We start from the raw sequence: 14,593 nt of genomic DNA, 5'->3' as shown, positions 1-14,593 counted from the left end.
TCGCTCCCTTCACGGGGGCGTGGATTGAAATTGGCAGCTGGGCCCGTGTCATTAGCATAGTTACGTCGCACCCTTCGCGGGTGCGTGGATTGAAATATTATTATGTTGCCTTAAAAGAGCCAACCTCTTAGCAGGTCGCACCCTTTGCGGGTGCGTAAATTAATATACACCTAAACTCTTGTTTGCTTTCAAAAACATGCTAAATTTTTCCGAGATATCTTGGCTTTGGATGATGTTAAAATTTTGCAGAAATGTCTCGAGTTTTTGACTGCATTTTGCGAAACTCTCTTACTTGATGGAGAAAATGACCTGTCTAGTGAGAAACTGTACCGAAAGTTAGGTTTGGATAAATAGAGAATCAAACTAACATCTGAGGGCAGAAAGGTTTCAACTATACATATCTGAAGTAGAGTACCTGAAATAATAAAGTTCCCTATATTTCCAACAAATAAGTCAACATTACTTCAACAAAAAAACAGCTCAACAGTAGAGCTGTTTTTTTAACCTATTTGCAAGTTTAAAATTGTGATTGGTCTTGTATTTACGGATGATTAGACGTTTAAACTTCAACATTATAAAGATCTGTTGATAAATAGCGTTCGCCATTATCTGGAGCAAGAGCTAGAATTTTTTTACCTGTTCCTAGTTTTTTGGCTACTTCAAGTGCAGCATAAATAGCTGCAGCAGAAGAAATACCTACCAGAAAACCTTCTTGTCCACCGATACGACGTCCAAGTTCAAGTGCTTGATTAGAAGTAACGCGAACAATACTGTCGTAAGCTTGAGTGTCTAGTGTTTTTGGGATAAAACCAGCAGAAATACCCTGAATCTTGTGAGGCCCAGGCTCCTCACCGGAAAGGATAGCGGACTCATCGGCTTCAACTGCATAAACTTGTATATCTGGATTGACTTTTTTGAGAACATGAGAAACACCAGAAATGGTACCACCTGTGCCAACTCCTCCGACAAAGGCATCCAAACCTTTCTTACCGAAAGCAGCAATAATTTCTGCTCCTGTTATTTTTTCGTGTACTTCTGGGTTGGAGAGGTTGTTAAACTGAAGTGGTAGCCAGCCGTTTCGTTCTTTAGCAATTTCTTCAGCTTTGGCAATCGCTCCCGGCATTCCTTCGCTTCCGGGAGTTAGTACCAATTCTGCACCATAAGCTTGGATAATTTTGCGACGCTCTACACTCATGGTTTCCGGCATGACAATAACGACCTTATAACCTTTTGCAGCACCGACCCAAGATAAACCGATTCCGGTATTTCCACTGGTTGCTTCGACAATAGTTGCACCCGGTTGAATGAGTCCTTCTTGTTCAGCGGTCTCAATCATGCTGAGAGCAATGCGGTCTTTGACGGACGACCCCGGATTGAAAGCCTCTAATTTGACATAGACATCAGCAGCGCCTTCTGGAACTAGCCTGTTTAATTTCACGATAGGAGTATTTCCAATGAGTTCTGTAATATTCTGATAAATTTGTGCCATAAATAATACCTCAATTCTGTTGATACCATCAGTATAAAACGAAAATAAGTCTTTGTAAAATATAAAAAAACTATCAATGTGATAGTTTATGTTAATCGTTAAGACAAAGATACAGGAACTTCAACTTTCCGCAATCCCTGGTCAGTAATGTCGATTTTCCCATTAAACCATTCAATCAAGTGTTCTGTAATACTGACTTTATCATCTTTATTAACAAAAATGGTCGTTTGTACTTGATCTGCAAATACTGTATCCTGTTCCTGCAAATGGTTAGCTTTAAGAAACTTCGGCAATTCTTGATATTGACTGTAAGAAAGAGTGAGCTTCAGTCCAATCTGTTCTTTTATATGAACAATTCCAATTTTTTTGACAGCTAGAGCAACGCTGCCGGTGTAAGCCCGAATAAGCCCACCTGCCCCTAACTTAATGCCACCAAAATAGCGCGTCACAACAGCACAGACATTGGTTAGTTGGTGATTTTCTAAGACGCCTAACATAGGTACGCCGGCAGTTCCGCTTGGTTCGCCATCATCGCTGCTTCGCTTCATTTCGCTCCGCTCGCCTAATATAAAAGCAGAGCAGTTATGAGTAGCTTTGTAGTGTTCTTTTTTGACAGACTGAATAAAATTTCGTGCTTCGTCCTCTGTTGTTACACGCTTGATGTGACAAATAAAGCGCGATTTTTTGATTTCTTCTTGGACTTGTCCGTCCTCTTTGATTGTTCTAAACTCCATATCTTCATTTTACAAAAAAACTTGTATTTTGCCAAAATTTTTTCGAATAAATAGATATGATAGAATTACAAGATTGCTTAGGTCGTATGTTTACAAAAGCACAACTACCAGCAGAATTGCAATTATATGCGCAAACTTTACCAGCAATGAAAGAAGAAAAAGGAAAATTATGTTGCAATCGCTGTGGGCAAGCAGTTGATAAAGAAAGACACCAACTGCCAATAGGTGCTTACTACTGTAGATCCTGCTTGATCTTAGGAAGGGTCAGAAGTGATGAAGAACTCTACTATTTTCCACAGGAAGAGTTTCCTAAAGCGGATGTCTTGAAATGGCAAGGAACGTTAACAGAATTTCAAGCCAAGGTTTCTCAAAGACTTGTAGAGGCAGTTGCCAAGCGAAAAGATAGCCTGGTTCATGCAGTCACGGGAGCTGGAAAAACAGAAATGATCTATCAGGTGGTAGCACAAGTTATTGATCAAGGCGGGGCCGTCTGCTTGGCTAGCCCACGAATTGATGTCTGTTTAGAACTTTATCGTAGACTGAAAATAGATTTTGCTTGTGATATTTCACTCCTGCATGGCGAATCAGAAGCGTATTTTCGCAGTCCTCTCGTAATTGCCACAACGCATCAGCTTCTCAAATTTTACCGAGCATTTGATCTGCTCATCGTTGACGAAGTGGATGCCTTTCCTTATGTAGACAATCCAATGCTTTATCATGCGGTTCATCAAGCAGTCAAAGAACAAGGCACGAAAATTTTCTTGACAGCAACCTCCACAGATGAGCTGGACAAAAGAGTTAGCAAGGGAGAGTTGAGCCGCTTAAGTCTCCCTAGACGTTTTCATGGGAACCCTTTAATTGTTCCTCAAAAAGTTTGGTTGGAAAATTTTCAAAAATACTTGAATCAAAAAAAGCTAGTTCCTAAGTTGGAACAATTTGTTAAAAAGCAAAGAAAAACAGGTTTTCCTCTTCTCATTTTTGCTTCTGAGATTAAAAGAGGACAAGAATTTGCAGAGGTTCTCCAAAACAATTTCCCTAATGAAAAAGTTGGCTTTGTTGCTTCGACGACTGAAAATCGACTAGATGTTGTAGAGAAATTTCGTCGAAAAGAAATCACAATCTTAATATCAACGACGATTCTGGAACGTGGCGTGACTTTTCCTTGTGTAGATGTTTTTGTGGTGGAGGCCAACCACCGTTTGTTTAGTCGCAGCGCTTTGGTACAAATTGCTGGTCGTGTTGGTCGTAGTATGGAGCGACCAACAGGCGAGTTAATCTTTTTTCATGATGGTACAACTATGGCGATAGAAAAAGCTATTAAAGAAATTCGGGAGATGAATCAGGAGGCTGGTTTATGAATAACTGTCTGTTATGTGAAAGTCTACTTGATGAAAAGCTAACATTTTGTGATTTGCTGACTTTGAAGAAGCCCAAAGCAAAAGCTTGTGATGCTTGTTTTGAAAAATTCCAGCGTATTTCAGTGCAACATTGCCCTAAGTGCTATCGTGACGGAATAGATGAAATCTGCATAGACTGTGATGTGTGGACAAAGAAAGGAAAAGAAGTTTGCCATAAGAGTTGTTTTGTCTATAATGAAGCTATGAAAAACTTCTTTAGTCAATATAAATTTCAAGGAGATTATGTTCTTTCTTCTGTATTTACTGAAGTTTTGCATCAAGAATTAAAAAATTATAGCGATTATACACTCGTGCCAATTCCTGTGAGTGTAGAAAAGTATCAAGCAAGAGGGTTTAATCAAGTAACAGCTTTTCTTGAGTGTACAAAGTTGAAATTTAAGGAAATTTTAGAAAAATATGATACAATTGCTCAATCAAGCAAGATGAGAGAGGAGCGATTGCAGAGTCAGCAGTGCTTTAAAGTGAAAGACAAGGTTACACTTCCAGCAAAAGTTCTTTTGATAGATGATATTTATACCACAGGAGCAACCTTACAACTTGCCAAAGATATTTTAGTGGAAGCGGGTGTGAAAGAAATTTTGACATTTTCATTGGCAAGATAACAAAAAATTTGCAAAAAAAAAAATGAAAGCGTTATAATAAAGTAAAGAAAAACAAAATGCTTAGAAAGAAGGTACTTATATGATTAAATATAGTATCCGTGGTGAAAATCTAGAAGTAACAGAAGCGCTTCGTGATTACGTAGTTTCTAAACTTGAAAAAATCGAGAAATATTTCCAAGCTGATCAAGAATTGGATGCTCGTGTAAACTTGAAAGTATATCGTGAAAAGACAGCTAAGGTTGAAGTAACCATCCCACTTGGCTCTATCACTCTTCGGGCAGAAGATGTTTCCCAAGATATGTATGGTTCTATTGATTTGGTGACAGATAAAATTGAACGTCAAATTCGTAAAAATAAAACAAAGATTGAGCGTAAAAACCGTAATAAAAAATCAACCAGTCAGTTATTTACAGATGCTGTTATTGAAGAAGTAGAAGCTGCACCTGCAAAAGTGGTGCGTTCAAAACAAATAGACTTAAAACCAATGGATTTAGAAGAAGCTCTTCTTCAAATGGATTTATTGGGACATGATTTCTTCATCTATACTGATGTAGAAGACAACACAACCAATGTTCTCTATCGTCGTGAAGATGGTGACGTTGGCTTGCTTGAAGTGAGATAATCAATCGGTCCTCTGATTTATATCAGGGGATTTTTGTTTGGTTTGCAATTATCTTGAGTTAATTGCAAAAAAACTGTATTGATAAATCATCATATTTGAGCTGCATTCCAAAAGTTAGACAGAAAAACCAATTGACTTACAGTTATCACAGAAGAAAAACTGATACATTCTTTCGAGATTTTGTTATAATATTCTTTATGAGAGTTGTTGCAGGGAAATATGGGGGGCGTCCTCTTAAAACATTAGAAGGCAAAACAACCAGACCCACGACGGACAAGGTTAAAGGAGCTATCTTTAATATGATTGGTCCTTATTTTGATGGAGGACAGGTTCTGGACTTGTATGCTGGAAGTGGCAGTTTAGCGATTGAAGCTATTTCGCGAGGCATAACATCGGCTGTTTTGGTTGAAAAAGACCGCAGGGCGCAAGCGATTATCAGCCAAAATATCAGCATGACTAAGGAAAAAGAACGATTTGAACTGCTTAAAATGGACTCCAATCGAGCGCTTGAATTGGTCACAGGACAGTTTGATTTGGTGTTATTGGACCCACCCTATGCAAAAGAGCGGATTGCTGCAGATGTTGAAAAATTGGTTGAACGAGAGCTTCTGAGCGATGATGTACTGGTTGTTTGTGAGACAGACAAGTCGGTGGATTTACCAGAGGAAATCGCAGGACTAGGCATCTGGAAGCAAAAAATATATGGAATTTCAAAGGTGACGGTTTATGTCAGATAAAATTGGATTATTTACGGGTTCTTTTGACCCGATTACAAAGGGGCATGTTGACTTGATTGAGCGAGCTAGCAAGCTCTTTGATTGTCTTTATGTTGGTATTTTTTATAATCTTGAGAAAACGAGTTTTTTTAGTATTGAAGCGAAAGAAAAAATGATAGCAGCTGCTCTAGTTCATTTGGATAATGTTAAAATTGTCATTTCTCATGACGAATTAGCAGTAGAAGTGGCACGAAGATTAGGAGTGACAACTTTTGTACGGGGATTACGAAATAGCCAAGATTTGGATTATGAGGGAAAGCTCAACTTTTTCAATCATGAATTGGCACCTGAATTGGATACCATCTTTTTGATTAGCACCCCAGCTTATCAGCATCTCAGCTCATCAAGAATTCGTGAATTGATTGCTTTTGAGCAGGATGTTTCAAAGTATGTGCCCGAAAGTGTCGTAAAGGAGTTAAAGAAACAACATGGAAAAATCACGAACTAAATTTAAAAAATGGCCGATAGTGGCTGTAGTAGGGCTGCTTCTACTGTTCATGTCTTTTATAGTTCCTCTGCCTTATTACATTGAAGTGCCAGGTGGTGCAGCAGATGTTCGGCAAGTATTACGTGTAGATAATAAAGTGGATAAGGAAAAAGGTTCTTATAACTTTGTCACTGTTGGGATTCAGCATGCAACCTTTGCTCATTTGGTTTATGCTTGGTTGACTCCTTTTACAGATATTTATTCGGCGAAAGATCTGACTGGCGGAACTTCTGATAAAGAATATATGCGAATCAATCAATTTTATATGGAAACATCACAAAACTTAGCCAAATATCAAGGGTTAAAAAAAGCAGGCAAGGATATTAGTTTGAAATATTTGGGTGTTTATGTGTTGCAAGTTACCAAGAATTCAACCTTTAAAGGGATTCTAAATATTGCAGATACTGTGACAGGCGTGAATGATAAGACTTTCAACAGTTCAAAAGATTTGATTGATTATGTAGGCTCACAGAAAATTGGCAGCAAGGTCAAGGTGAACTATGTAGAAGACGGTCAGAAAAAATCTGCTATAGGTAAAATTATCAAACTTGAAAATGGAAAAAATGGAATTGGTATTAGCTTAATTGACCGAACAGAAGTCACAAGTAATATACCAATTGAATTTTCAACAGCAGGGATTGGTGGACCAAGTGCGGGCTTGATGTTTAGCTTGGCGATTTATACACAGATTGCAGACCCGACATTGAGAGATGGCAGAAATATTGCTGGGACAGGATCGATTGACCGTGAAGGAAAAGTTGGTGATATTGGTGGGATTGATAAAAAAGTTGTTTCAGCAGCTAAAAATGGCGCAGAAATTTTCTTTGCGCCAAATAATCCAGTCACCAAGGAAGTGAAAAAATCCAATCCTAAAGCGAAAACAAACTATGAGACAGCTTTGGCAGCTGCTAAAAAAATTAAAACTAAAATGAAAATTGTACCTGTCAAGACCTTGCAAGACGCAATTGATTACCTCAAAAGTACTAAAAAATCTTAAATAATGAAGAAAACTAAAAGAACCAGTTGGCAATATGAGACTGAGATGAAGGTCTTCAGTTTCAAAGAATACAATGCAATAGTTGAATGATTTCTAATGTGCTGAGGCTATCAGCTTTTGCAGACTTACTCAACTTTGCCGGGGGTGAGACGATAAAATCGATTTCTTACGAAATATCGATTTTTGTCCCATTCCCTTTTTTCATTCCATATTTCAACTGTCAAAAACACTTCTTTTTATGGTAAAATAAGATAATACAAGTAAATAACGTTTATAAAGGATAACTATGCGAAAAGAAATTGCACCTGAATTATATAATTACAATAAATTTCCTGGACCGGAATTTCGGCAAATAGGAACAAAAGTGATGGCTGAGACAATTGAATTTGATTTGGTGGACAACTACAAAGAAGGTTTTGATGTCACAGCTTTTAATCAGCGTTTTTCAGATATTTTAACAAAATTTGATTATATTGTTGGCGACTGGGGCAACGAGCAGTTGCGTTTGCGTGGATTTTATAAAGATGACAAGGCAAATGAAAGCGAGGAAAAAATCAGTCGCTTAGAAGATTATTTGTTAGAATACTGCAATTATGGCTGTGCTTATTTTGTTTTGGAAAATTTGAAACCGCGTCGTGCATCATTTGATAAAAAATCTCATCACAAAAAGGAAAATGAAATCAAACCACGCCGTTCTAAACAGGCTCGCTCCTATAAGGAGCAAGAGCAGCCGAAGCGTGAAAATCGTCAGCGTAGCAGACGCCAAAAACAGAGAACAAAAAGACAGAATGAGGGAAAGCAACAGACAAACAATCAGCATCATTTTGTCATTCGGCAAAAATAATAGAGGCTGAGAACGGAAACAAAGAGGAAGAAAATGAAACCATCAATTTATAGTTTGACTCGTCAGGATTTGATAGATTGGATAGAAAGTAAGGGAGAAAAGAAATTTCGAGCCACTCAAATTTGGGAGTGGCTCTATCGCAAACGGGTTCAATCTTTCACAGAAATGACTAATATTTCAAAGGATTTGTTAACAAAATTGGATGATGAATTTGTCGTTAATCCGCTGGAGCAAAGAATTGTACAAGAGTCTGCAGACGGGACAGTCAAGTATCTGTTTGAACTACCCGATGGTATGCTGATTGAAACTGTTTTGATGCGTCAACATTATGGGCTTTCAGTTTGTGTAACCACTCAGGTGGGTTGTAACATTGGCTGTACATTTTGTGCTAGTGGACTAATTAAAAAGCAGCGTGACTTGAATAACGGAGAGATTATGTCTCAGATTATGTTGGTACAAAAATATTTTGATGAGAGAGGACAAGGTGAGCGAGTTAGTCATATTGTGGTCATGGGGATTGGAGAGCCCTTTGATAACTATGACAATGTTCTCAAATTTGTGCGAACCGTCAATGATGACAAGGGACTGGCTATTGGGGCTCGTCACATTACGGTTTCAACCTCTGGATTAGCGCATAAAATTCGTGATTTTGCAAATGAAGGAGTGCAGGTTAATTTAGCTGTTTCTCTTCATGCACCCAATAATGAATTGCGCTCTAGCATTATGAAAATCAATCGTGCCTTTCCAATTGAGAAGTTATTTGCGGCAATTGAATATTATATTGAAACGACCAACCGCCGAGTGACCTTTGAATATATTATGTTAAATGAAGTCAATGACGGAGTAGAGCAGGCATTGGAATTAGCTGAATTGCTCAAAAACATCAAAAAGCTATCGTATGTCAATTTGATTCCTTACAATCCTGTTAGTGAACATGATCAATACAGTCGTAGTCCCAAGGAGCGTGTAATGGCTTTCTACGATACTCTGAAAAAGAATGGCATTAACTGTGTTGTTCGTCAGGAGCATGGTACGGATATTGATGCAGCTTGCGGTCAATTGCGCTCAAACACCATGAAGCAGGACAAGGAGAAAGCTCTTACCAAGCATGCTTAAATTGAACAATCTATTGAAAACAGATGGTGAATTAACCGTTAAGGGACGTACTTTTCTTACTTGGGGAAGCATTTTCTACATTTTATTATTATGTCTAATGTGTTTTCTCCCTCAAGTGCCAGAAAAGGGAATGGAGACGCCGGGGATTCAGCAGTTTGGTCGTATTGTAGTGCTTCTCATTCCTTTTAATTCTTTTATCAATCTTGGGCAAATTACTTCTTTCTTTCAATTAATTAAGGTTTTTGTGCAAAATATAATGAATATTTTTCTGCTTAGCCCACTGATTTTTCAACTTCTCTGGCTTTTTCCTAAGATGAGGAGCGCTAAGCGTGTGCTATTTGCCAGTTTTTCAATGAGCTTGTTTATCGAATGCACCCAGATTTTACTAGATATTTTAATTGATGCCAATCGTGTTTTTGAAATAGATGACTTATGGACAAATACATTAGGCGGATATCTAGCTTTTCTATTTTATAAATTTTTGGTAAAGCAACTCTCAAATAAATCATAAGGCATTTTGGTGAAGAACGATAAATTGTATCATTATCAGGATACTGCTACCACAGAAAAGACAGGGAACAAAGGCTAACCTGTCTTTTTTTGATTTTAAACCAAAAAGGAGCAGACCAATGATACTAGCAATTTGAATAATGAGAAGAACTTCAGTCAGATGAAAAATAGTTGAGCAAGATGCCAGAAAAAGAAAGTCTCCTGCACCGATACGTAAATCAACGAAGTGAGTCAAAATCCCAAGTGCTAAAAAAGCAACCATTAAAAGATTGAAGCTTGTCAAAAAAAGGAGAAAAATATGGAAGATTAACCAAATGAGGAGAGGATATTCTTGTTCTCTTTGATCATAAAGGGATAAGGTCATTCCCATTGCAAGCAAAACGAGCCGGTTGATGTTTAGATAACCTAAAGATGTTGCAAGAAAGAGACAGCCACCAGTTAGTTCTAGAAGGATGTAACGGATGGGAATTTTTGAGTTGCAAAAACGGCAACGCAGCCGATTGATAAGCTGTGAAAGAACAGGAATTAAATCACGAGGTGCTAATTTCTGTCCACAAACGTTGCAATGACTAGCAGGTGTGATAATAGACTGTTCAGGAAAGCGATCAACGACCAGTCCTAAAAAGGAAGCTACAATACTTCCAACCAAGAAAAAATAAAAATGAATCATACTTTTTTATTCGTAAATTATTCTAAAAAATTGCAACTTCTCTAATAAAAGAAATTTATGAGTTTAATTAGTTGACTTTCTTATTTAGAAACATTATAATTAAATTATAATAAAAATTAGAATCATTCTAAATAAAGTGAGGTAAAGAAAATGATTAAAGTAAACAACGAAGCAGTCAAGGATGTTGCAACTTTCTCAAGTGTTGGATCTTTGAATAAGTCTCTTCCCAAAACAAAAGTGGTATTGAACCAAGCGGTAGCAGATTTATACACTGCTCGTATTGCTCTTCACCAAGTACATTGGTACATGCGTGGAGCTGGTTTCATGGTTTGGCATCCTAAGATGGATGAATATATGGAATCCTTGGATACAACTTTGGATGAAGTGAGTGAACGTTTGATTACTCTGGGCGGAACTCCATATTCAACTTTGAGTGAATTCATCCAACACAGCAATATTGAAGAAAAAGAAGGAAAATTTAGCAAGAGTGTCGAAGAAAGTTTGGAACGTGTCATCGAAATCTTCCGTTACTTGGTGGGTCTTTACCAAAAAGCTCTGGACGTAACAGATGAAGAAGGAGATGATGTAACGAACGATATTTTTGTCGGTGCTAAAGCTGATCTTGAAAAGAATATCTGGATGTTAACGGCTGAAATTGGACAAACTCCAGGAGTGTAAGCAAATATTTGAGAATAGAAAATAAAATTTTAAAATCTTTTAGAGTTTAAGATAAATTTAAGGAGGTAGCGTTATACTAATACCATCAGATGAAGACCTCCTAACTTTATTTGATAAAAATCCTAAACTTTTCTTTTTCATAATAATCTCCCTATAGAAGTCACCAAATTCGGTGGCTTTTTTGTCTGTTTTTGAATGCTTAAAGAGATAAACATCCTCTTTTTAACCTTGAAATACTCTTAAAATTCTGGTAAAATAAGGCTCATGAAAACACTTTATGATGTACAGCAATACCTCAAAAGTTTTGGCATTATTATCTATATGGGGAAGCGCTTGTATGATATTGAAATGATGAAAATTGAGCTAGAGAGGATTTACGATGCAGGCTTGATAGAAAAACTAGACTATCTAGAAGCTGAAAGCATCTTACGAAGAGAGCATCGATTAGAATTACAATATTTGAAAAAGAATGAGGAGAAAACATGTTAAACTGGATTTTATTGGCAATTATTGTTGGAATGTTAGGATGGATGGGCTTTAACTATGTACGTGTCCGTCGTGCGGCTAAAGTGGTAGATAATGCGGAATTTGGTGATATGATTCGTCAAGGTCAGTTGATTGATTTACGAGATCCAGCCGATTTTCGTCATAAACATATTTTAGGGGCACGAAATATTCCGTCACAGCAATTAAAAACAAGCTTAGGAGCGATTCGTAAGGACAAGGCTGTTTTACTATATGAAAATAGTCGTGGACAACGTGTGATGAATGCAGCTATTCTATTGAAAAAGCAAGGTTATCAAAATATTTACATCCTCTCTACAGGACTAGATGGATGGAAAGGAAAAGTTAAAAGTGAGTAATCTAAAAGGATTGCTCACTTTTAATAGCTTTTTTCTAGGTAGTGCTTCACTATTTCGAGTTCTGATTGGTTGAATGCTCGATATTCTCCTGCGGCTAAGTTTGGGTCTAACTCAAAAGCTCCAAAATGAGTCCGTTTAAGAGAAGTAACTTTGACACCAACAGTCAAAAACATTTTTTTGATTTGATGAAATTTTCCCTCAGAAATAGTGACTGTCGCAGTACTTTTGTTTGGAGTAGAAGAATGAATTGTAAGTAGAGCTGGTTTACAAATAGTTCCATCAAGAAAAACAATCCCTTTTTGAAAGGCTTTTATCATCTGGTTATCTAGGAGACCATTAACCTCTACCTCATACATTTTTGTGATGTGATACTGAGGATGTAGTAGTTGAAAACCGAGTGGCCCATTGTCAGTGATTAACAGCAATCCACAGGTATCTCGATCAAGTCGACCAACAGAATATAGGTCTTCATTGAAGTCTTCAGGTCTGATGAGATCCAGAACGGTTTGGTGTTTCCTATCAGAGTTAGCAGTCACAACACCAAGTGGCTTATTCATCATAAAATATTGATGTGAATTGATGAAGATAGGTTGTGCCTCTATTGTAATCGTCTGCAAGCCTGTATCAACATTTTGGCTAAGTTTTCGAGCAGGGCAGTCATCTACCAAGATTTTCTTTTTTAGGAGAGCTTGCTTCATTTTTTTACGGCTAATGTGAGCTTGAGCTAGTAGGACATCTAAACGCATATCATTTCCCTTGAATTTTTTCTTATCATACCATAATTTTTTGTGATAAGAAATGGAAATAAAATTGGAGAAGATTGATTTTTTAATGAAAACATTTACACCTGGTTTAACCGTGTTTTTTACTTCAATCTGTGATATAATTGTTCAGTTAGAAATAAAACATAAGATATAGAGGACAAAATGACAAAATTAAGAGAAGACATTCGCAATATCGCTATTATTGCTCACGTCGACCACGGGAAAACAACCTTGGTTGATGAGTTGCTTAAGCAATCACATACATTGGATGAGCGTAAAGAGTTGCAAGAACGAGCAATGGACTCCAACGATCTTGAAAAGGAACGTGGGATTACCATTCTCGCCAAGAACACAGCTGTTGCTTATAATGGTGTTCGCATCAATATTATGGATACGCCAGGGCATGCGGACTTTGGTGGAGAAGTTGAGCGGATCATGAAAATGGTTGATGGGGTTGTTCTAGTTGTTGATGCTTATGAAGGAACTATGCCACAAACTCGCTTTGTGTTAAAAAAAGCTTTAGAACAGGATCTTGTACCAATTGTAGTAGTAAATAAGATTGACAAACCATCAGCTCGTCCAGCGGAAGTCGTGGATGAAGTTCTTGAACTTTTCATTGAACTCGGTGCTGACGATGACCAATTAGATTTCCCAGTTGTTTATGCTTCAGCTATTAATGGGACATCTTCTATGTCAGATGATCCAGCTGACCAAGAACACACTATGGCACCACTTTTTGATACAATTATTGATCATATCCCAGCACCAGTTGATAACTCAGATGAGCCCCTTCAATTCCAAGTTTCTCTTTTGGACTACAATGACTTTGTGGGGCGTATCGGGATTGGTCGTGTTTTCCGCGGAACGGTGAAAGTTGGTGATCAAGTTACTCTTTCTAAACTAGATGGCACAACGAAAAACTTTCGTGTTACCAAGTTATTTGGTTTCTTTGGGCTAGAGCGTCGTGAAATTGACGAAGCCAAAGCGGGTGATTTGATTGCTGTATCTGGTATGGAAGATATCTTCGTTGGTGAAACCATTACTCCGACGGATGTGGTAGAACCATTGCCGATTCTTCACATTGACGAGCCAACACTGCAAATGACTTTCTTAGTGAACAATTCACCATTTGCTGGTCGTGAAGGGAAATGGGTAACGTCTCGGAAAGTTGAAGAACGCTTGCAGGCTGAATTGCAAACGGACGTTTCACTTCGTGTGGATCCGACTGACTCACCAGATAAATGGATTGTGTCAGGTCGTGGGGAATTACACTTATCAATCCTAATCGAAACCATGCGCCGTGAAGGCTATGAGTTACAAGTATCGCGTCCAGAAGTTATCGTCAAAGAAATTGACGGTGTGCAATGTGAGCCATTTGAGCGTGTGCAAATTGACACTCCAGAAGAATATCAAGGTTCGGTTATCCAAAGTCTTTCTGAACGGAAAGGTGAAATGCTAGATATGGTATCAACAGGAAATGGACAAACACGTTTGATTTTCCTTGTGCCTGCGCGTGGTTTGATTGGATACTCAACTGAATTCCTTTCTATGACGCGTGGTTACGGGATTATGAACCATACCTTTGACCAATATCTACCATTGATTCCAGGTGAGATTGGTGGGCGCCGTCGTGGAGCTCTCGTGTCAATTGATACAGGAAAAGCAACGACTTACTCAATCATGTCTATTGAGGAACGTGGAACCATTTTTGTCAATCCAGGTACAGAAGTTTACGAAGGAATGATTATTGGTGAAAATTCACGTGAAAACGACTTGACGGTCAATATTACAAAAGCCAAACAAATGACTAATGTACGTTCTGCAACGAAAGATCAAACAGCGGTTATAAAAACACCTCGTATTTTGACATTGGAAGAATCACTCGAATTTTTGAATGATGACGAATACATGGAAGTGACACCAGAATCGATCCGTTTGCGGAAACAAATTCTTGATAAAAATCAACGTGCCAAAGCTGCTAAAAAGAAAAAATCAGCTGAATAATGAAAGAACGATTTGCTTC

The 14,593-nt window shown here is 37.9% G+C and carries 17 protein-coding genes and 1 pseudogene; 14 read left to right on the top strand and 4 right to left on the bottom strand.

Annotation, left to right across the window (positions count from 1 at the left end):
* Positions 1–186 precede the first annotated feature (186 nt).
* Positions 187–354, top strand: a pseudogene (locus HMPREF2963_RS09600) (cell filamentation protein Fic); the annotation flags it as partial.
* Between the two features lie 205 nt (positions 355–559).
* Here the strand turns inward: HMPREF2963_RS09600 and cysK are convergent.
* Both cysK and HMPREF2963_RS06595 read right to left on the bottom strand, forming a co-directional pair.
* The gene (gene cysK / locus HMPREF2963_RS06600) at positions 560–1,489 is read right to left on the bottom strand and encodes a cysteine synthase A (RefSeq protein ID WP_070669259.1); all 930 of its coding nucleotides are present in this window, start codon (positions 1,487–1,489) and stop codon (positions 560–562) included.
* A 98-nt stretch (positions 1,490–1,587) separates the two neighbouring features.
* The gene (locus HMPREF2963_RS06595) at positions 1,588–2,223 is read right to left on the bottom strand and encodes a YigZ family protein (protein WP_070669258.1); all 636 of its coding nucleotides are present in this window, start codon (positions 2,221–2,223) and stop codon (positions 1,588–1,590) included.
* 56 nt (positions 2,224–2,279) lie between these two features.
* Here HMPREF2963_RS06595 and HMPREF2963_RS06590 point away from each other — a divergent pair, with 56 nt between their 5' ends.
* The 9 genes from HMPREF2963_RS06590 (at position 2,280) to HMPREF2963_RS06550 (ending at position 9,596) form a co-directional block, all read left to right on the top strand.
* A complete protein-coding gene (locus HMPREF2963_RS06590) occupies positions 2,280–3,581 on the top strand; it encodes an ATP-dependent helicase ComFA (RefSeq protein WP_070669257.1) in 1,302 nt (433 codons plus the stop codon).
* On the top strand, positions 3,578–4,243 hold the full coding sequence (locus HMPREF2963_RS06585) for a ComF family protein (protein ID WP_070669256.1): 666 nt from the start codon (positions 3,578–3,580) through the stop codon (positions 4,241–4,243). The genes HMPREF2963_RS06590 and HMPREF2963_RS06585 overlap by 4 nt, the downstream gene beginning before the upstream one ends.
* A 79-nt stretch (positions 4,244–4,322) precedes the next feature.
* Positions 4,323–4,865, top strand: coding sequence for a ribosome hibernation-promoting factor, HPF/YfiA family (hpf, locus tag HMPREF2963_RS06580; protein WP_003032381.1), 543 nt, complete (start codon positions 4,323–4,325; stop codon positions 4,863–4,865).
* 188 nt (positions 4,866–5,053) lie between these two features.
* Positions 5,054–5,602 (top strand): 16S rRNA (guanine(966)-N(2))-methyltransferase RsmD, encoded by a 549-nt coding sequence (rsmD, locus tag HMPREF2963_RS06575; protein WP_186821957.1) that lies wholly within the window; start codon positions 5,054–5,056, stop codon positions 5,600–5,602.
* Positions 5,592–6,089 carry a pantetheine-phosphate adenylyltransferase gene (gene coaD, locus HMPREF2963_RS06570; protein WP_003070176.1) on the top strand — a complete coding sequence of 166 codons (498 nt, stop codon included), beginning with the start codon at positions 5,592–5,594 and terminating at the stop codon, positions 6,087–6,089. Before rsmD ends, coaD begins: the two co-directional genes overlap by 11 nt.
* Positions 6,070–7,125, top strand: coding sequence for a SepM family pheromone-processing serine protease (locus HMPREF2963_RS06565; RefSeq protein ID WP_070669255.1), 1,056 nt, complete (start codon positions 6,070–6,072; stop codon positions 7,123–7,125). Before coaD ends, HMPREF2963_RS06565 begins: the two co-directional genes overlap by 20 nt.
* Positions 7,126–7,411: 286 nt before the next feature.
* A complete protein-coding gene (locus tag HMPREF2963_RS06560) occupies positions 7,412–7,969 on the top strand; it encodes a YutD family protein (protein ID WP_070669254.1) in 558 nt (185 codons plus the stop codon).
* Positions 7,970–8,002: 33 nt separating this feature from the next.
* Positions 8,003–9,085 (top strand): dual-specificity RNA methyltransferase RlmN, encoded by a 1,083-nt coding sequence (rlmN, locus tag HMPREF2963_RS06555; RefSeq protein ID WP_070669253.1) that lies wholly within the window; start codon positions 8,003–8,005, stop codon positions 9,083–9,085.
* Positions 9,078–9,596, top strand: coding sequence for a VanZ family protein (locus HMPREF2963_RS06550; RefSeq protein ID WP_003070167.1), 519 nt, complete (start codon positions 9,078–9,080; stop codon positions 9,594–9,596). Before rlmN ends, HMPREF2963_RS06550 begins: the two co-directional genes overlap by 8 nt.
* On the opposite strand, the gene HMPREF2963_RS06545 is transcribed toward HMPREF2963_RS06550, so the two are convergent.
* Positions 9,591–10,265 carry a prepilin peptidase gene (locus HMPREF2963_RS06545; RefSeq protein WP_070669252.1) on the bottom strand — a complete coding sequence of 225 codons (675 nt, stop codon included), beginning with the start codon at positions 10,263–10,265 and terminating at the stop codon, positions 9,591–9,593. The two genes, HMPREF2963_RS06550 and HMPREF2963_RS06545, sit on opposite strands and share 6 nt — an antisense overlap.
* Before the next feature lie 150 nt (positions 10,266–10,415).
* Between HMPREF2963_RS06545 and HMPREF2963_RS06540 the strand changes: the two genes are divergently transcribed.
* The 3 genes from HMPREF2963_RS06540 (at position 10,416) to HMPREF2963_RS06530 (ending at position 11,806) form a co-directional block, all read left to right on the top strand.
* Positions 10,416–10,943 carry a Dps family protein gene (locus tag HMPREF2963_RS06540; RefSeq protein WP_003070162.1) on the top strand — a complete coding sequence of 176 codons (528 nt, stop codon included), beginning with the start codon at positions 10,416–10,418 and terminating at the stop codon, positions 10,941–10,943.
* Positions 10,944–11,207: 264 nt separating this feature from the next.
* A complete protein-coding gene (locus HMPREF2963_RS06535) occupies positions 11,208–11,432 on the top strand; it encodes a YqgQ family protein (protein WP_003070161.1) in 225 nt (74 codons plus the stop codon).
* On the top strand, positions 11,426–11,806 hold the full coding sequence (locus HMPREF2963_RS06530; RefSeq protein ID WP_003070160.1) for a rhodanese-like domain-containing protein: 381 nt from the start codon (positions 11,426–11,428) through the stop codon (positions 11,804–11,806). The genes HMPREF2963_RS06535 and HMPREF2963_RS06530 overlap by 7 nt, the downstream gene beginning before the upstream one ends.
* 20 nt (positions 11,807–11,826) lie before the next feature.
* Here HMPREF2963_RS06530 and HMPREF2963_RS06525 read toward each other — a convergent pair whose 3' ends face one another.
* Positions 11,827–12,552, bottom strand: coding sequence for a 16S rRNA pseudouridine(516) synthase (locus HMPREF2963_RS06525; RefSeq protein WP_003070158.1), 726 nt, complete (start codon positions 12,550–12,552; stop codon positions 11,827–11,829).
* Positions 12,553–12,732: 180 nt separating this feature from the next.
* Between HMPREF2963_RS06525 and typA the strand changes: the two genes are divergently transcribed.
* The gene (gene typA, locus HMPREF2963_RS06520; protein WP_003070156.1) at positions 12,733–14,574 is read left to right on the top strand and encodes a translational GTPase TypA; all 1,842 of its coding nucleotides are present in this window, start codon (positions 12,733–12,735) and stop codon (positions 14,572–14,574) included.
* The last annotated feature ends 19 nt before the right edge of the window (positions 14,575–14,593 follow it).

This window comes from Streptococcus sp. HMSC067A03, from assembly GCF_001814295.1.
GTDB classification, from domain to species: domain Bacteria; phylum Bacillota; class Bacilli; order Lactobacillales; family Streptococcaceae; genus Streptococcus; species Streptococcus constellatus.
This window is presented reverse-complemented; position numbering and strand designations above follow the sequence as displayed.